We start from the raw sequence: 3,580 nt of genomic DNA, 5'->3' as shown, positions 1-3,580 counted from the left end.
AGAAATGGCTGCAGCCACCGATCCAGATCCTCATGCCATCCGCCAGCACCGGACATCGCGCGCACCCAAGCCCATGGCCGTGGCATGCGAATCCGCGAAAACCTCCCGCGTTCCTTCAATCTGCCAAAGTAGTGCTAGACGCCCTACCAAATCACCCTGACCATAGTGTAAGCACCTGGAAAGGTTCGGTTTTGCAACACGCACGAAGCCCAGTAGCTCCAGGGAACACTATCGTCGCCCACGCTCACGACGAGATTGAGGTTGATCACTGAAAGGTCGCTAGAGGGTGGTTCAGACATCCTCAGATGCGGTTTCTCGTTCGCATCAGTAAGTTCGATTTCGCAGGAGATCTTCTGGAACCGGTCAGCTTGATCATCGCTAGAACCAGCGATTCCTGCGGTTAAACAATTACGTGTTAAGGGCACCAGATCTCGAGATATCCCAACTTCTTAAAGGCGAGTGAGATTCCGCTGGGCTATAACATAGCAGTCCCGATGTCCGTCGTTGGCTCAGGCTTTGTATTGCATGCCCGCACGTAGGACACGGATCATGTCGGCAATGACCAACGCTTTGTCAGCATCCGGCTCAGCTGCGATCTGCGCACCGGCTGTGACGTGCTCGGCGGTGATCATCAGTGCCACCTCGCGCAAGGCCGCGGTCAATGCGGTGATTTGCTGGATCTCGTCCAAGCAGTAGCGGTCTTCCTCGATCATCCCGCGCAGACCGCGGATCTGGCCCTCGATCCGGTTCAGACGCAGTACCAGGGGCCGTTTCGCTTCATCGCTGCGCCTGAGTTGGATCTTGTCGCCGACGATCTCACCTTCAACATTACTCATTCAGAGCCCCGCCCCGTCATGCGCTTCAAACCCAATATGGGTTGTTCGTTGGCGAGGGGTGGAGCGTTCACATATCAGCCGATCTGCTGAGTCTCAGCACCGCTGTCCGGACGTGCCGGGCCGAGCACCGGCTCCTCGCCCATCGGCTTGTTCTGGAACACGCTGAACTGGCCCTTGCCATCGATCGACGTACCGCTGGTCCAGCGGCCTTCTGGCGGCGCAGAGCCGTCGTGCGCGGTGGCGTAGAAGTTGTAGTTGTTTTTCTGGTCCTCTTTCTCCTGCGGGAAGGAGTTCGGGATCGGCAGCGTGCCCTCGTGGCCACCCATCTCCTCGATGACTGCCAGCCACTGCTGCTGGTGCATCGTATCGCGAGCGATCATGAAGTGCAGCATGTCCTTCATGCCGGCATCGTTGGTCGCATTGTACAGGCGTACTGCCAGGACACGACCCGTACTCTCAGCTGCGACGTTGCAGTACATGTCGGCAGCGAGGTTTCCGCTGGCATAGATGTGGCTCATGTCGAAGGGCACGCCCTCGCAGTTGGCCGGGAAGGCCGCCATGCCGGTCGAGAGCAGGTGCCGGTGCAGCATGCCTTCGACCATGTGGCGCGGGTTTTCACCGCCCATCACCGCACCGATGATCTTATCGGCGGCCCCGGCCTCCTGGACCTTGGCGGGCGCGTTCTCGAGGTTCAACGCCACTGCGGTGGCCAGCATCTCGACGTGGCCCATCTCCTCGGTGGCGGTGTGCAGGAGCATGTCACGGTACTTCGTCGTCGGGCCGCGGGCTCCCCACGCCTGGAAGAAGTACTGCATGCACACGCGGATCTCGCCTTCGATACCGCCGATCGCCTGCTGGAGCATGCGGGCGAAGATCGGGTCGGGGTTCTCGACCTTGACCGGATACTGCAGGCGCTTGTCGAAATAGAACATGAGCTTCGCTCCCAGATCGGCACTGCGCCATGACGGCGAGCTTGGCAGATGCCCCCCGGGAGCATCTGGTTCGATGTTCGGGCAACCGGGCTCGGGCCGAACGGTTCAGTCACAATCCGAGGTCACCGCGCAGAAAGAAGCCCGCCGCGGCGCTAGGCCGGGCGGGCTGAGGCGGTCCGTGGTCCCAGGAACGAACTGGGTGCTCCGCAGAGCAAGGCGCATTCCAGAGCTGAGCTTAAGATGTCACTTGCTGCTGCCGCCTCCGCCGCCACCTTGAGGTACGGCTCGGGAAGGCTGACCGGCGTTGCCGCCAGCCGCTGAGTTATTCGTGATGGTGTCGGCGGGGCGGCCAGTAGGTGTCCCTGTCACGGTTGCCGGAGCACCGGTCGAACCCGGCTGGGGAGCGGCTACACCCGGCCCACTTGGAACCGGTGCTGAAGGGGCCGCCGCTGGCGCTTGGGCGAGGGCCGCGCCCGAGAACAGCAGCATGAATGGGATAGCCGTGACGATAGTGCGATGGCGCATCTGAACCTCGTGGTCGATGAACGACGGTAACGCGCGCGTGAGCGGAAGCGTTTCCTTCCGCAATTTGGAAGCAATCAGCACAGACGGATGATCTAAAGACCTGCACAAGCTTCATCAGTGAGAGCGTAGGACGCGCCGGCCGCACGTGAACGGGGAGAACACGGCAACCGGCGCGCTCGCGTGCGGGAGCGTTAGGGCGCTCGACAGCTGCGATACAGAGGGAAGGGGGATCGGAGACGGAAAGATCCGTAGCCTCCCTGCTACTAATCCTCGGCAGCCCCCTTGGCCTTCCGCTGCCGCCCAGCGGCACGCTTCGGCTTATCAGAGACGGTCTCCACAGGCTCTTCGGCCTTCTTGCGCTGCTGCCCCAGGCCAAAACTTCTGGCGAGTGCTGAGCGTGCTTCGGAATAACTGGCAGCCGTTGTAGGGTAGTCCCGCGGTAGGCCGAAGCGCTCGCGGTACTGCTCCATCGTTAGACCAGCAGCGGTAAGGTGGCGCTTCAGCGTCTTGTAGCGCTTGCCGTCGATGAAAGAGATCAGCGCGTCCGGCGTGATTGATTTGCGGATCTGGGCAGGGGTGAGCTTCCCAACTGTCGAAGTTTCGGGCTTGCTGCCCCCACCGAGCCTGGTGAGCGCAGCGTGAACGCCTGCGAGCAGGTCCGGCATGTCAGCTGGTCGGACGGAGTTTTTCGACACGTAGGCCGAGACAATTTCGGCCGTCAGTTCGACGATATCGACGGCTACCACCTCGATGGTTGCTGAATTTTCAGTCACGACACACCTAAATTTGAATAGGATGACACAACTAGCTGTCGCTTACGGAAAAAGCAATGCGCTATTTCACGAGAAGTCATTCGTTGTAAGTGCCGCCATGATAATGTCGGGCTACAGTCAGAAGCATTTGGCTACCTTGATCGCCAACGATGTCGTATTAGCCTACGCTTGTGATTGCGATAGCTCGAACGCGCTCAACTCTACGGTGCGCGGTATCGTGGTGGGTAAGTTGGTAGAGGCGCTTTTTCGCGTTCTGCCGACCAGTAACGGCGCGTTCCTCGCCACCGTCTGCAACTCCACCCTGGCCGATACCCTCGGCGGAATGGATACCGGCGGACCACGCGTTGAGATGGTCGACCCCGGCGACGGGTCCGTGTGGCCTGCCCCCTGAAAAGTGGTCCTCCCTGAGGTATGGCTTTGAGCCATGTGGAGGATGTCGTCATGGGACGGAAGAAGCATACGGCTGAAGAGATCGTTGCTAAGCTGCGGCAGGTCGATGTCTTGATCTCGCAGG

General features: G+C 60.5%; 4 protein-coding genes. 1 reads left to right on the top strand and 3 read right to left on the bottom strand.

What is annotated here, in order from left to right; all coding sequences use genetic code 11:
- Positions 1-509 precede the first annotated feature (509 nt).
- The 3 genes from MKK88_RS00295 to MKK88_RS00280 all read right to left on the bottom strand — a co-directional run bounded on the left by MKK88_RS00295 (position 510) and on the right by MKK88_RS00280 (position 3,045).
- A complete protein-coding gene (locus tag MKK88_RS00295; protein ID WP_243996574.1) occupies positions 510-836 on the bottom strand; it encodes a metal-sensitive transcriptional regulator in 327 nt (108 codons plus the stop codon).
- A 74-nt stretch (positions 837-910) separates the two neighbouring features.
- The gene (locus MKK88_RS00290) at positions 911-1,768 is read right to left on the bottom strand and encodes a manganese catalase family protein (protein WP_243996573.1); all 858 of its coding nucleotides are present in this window, start codon (positions 1,766-1,768) and stop codon (positions 911-913) included.
- Positions 1,769-2,556: 788 nt separating this feature from the next.
- Positions 2,557-3,045, bottom strand: a complete 489-nt coding sequence (locus tag MKK88_RS00280) for a MucR family transcriptional regulator (RefSeq protein ID WP_409566598.1) — start codon at positions 3,043-3,045, stop codon at positions 2,557-2,559.
- Between MKK88_RS00280 and MKK88_RS00275 the strand changes: the two genes are divergently transcribed.
- Entirely contained in the window at positions 3,044-3,457 is a 414-nt protein-coding gene (locus MKK88_RS00275) for a hypothetical protein (protein WP_243996570.1), read from the top strand. The two genes, MKK88_RS00280 and MKK88_RS00275, sit on opposite strands and share 2 nt — an antisense overlap.
- Positions 3,458-3,580: the final 123 nt, after the last annotated feature.

The organism is Methylobacterium sp. E-005, from assembly GCF_022829725.1.
GTDB lineage: Bacteria > Pseudomonadota > Alphaproteobacteria > Rhizobiales > Beijerinckiaceae > Methylobacterium.
Note: the sequence above shows the minus strand (reverse complement) of the source record. Positions and strands in the feature narration are given on the sequence as shown.

What these genes read in the sequence shown, in the direction of transcription:
- MKK88_RS00295 (WP_243996574.1), bottom strand. Translation starts at nt 836, where the DNA reads ATGAGTAATGTTGAAGGTGAGATCGTCGGCGACAAGATCCAACTCAGG.
- MKK88_RS00290 (WP_243996573.1), bottom strand. Translation starts at nt 1,768, where the DNA reads ATGTTCTATTTCGACAAGCGCCTGCAGTATCCGGTCAAGGTCGAGAAC.
- MKK88_RS00275 (WP_243996570.1), top strand. Translation starts at nt 3,044, where the DNA reads ATGGTTGCTGAATTTTCAGTCACGACACACCTAAATTTGAATAGGATG.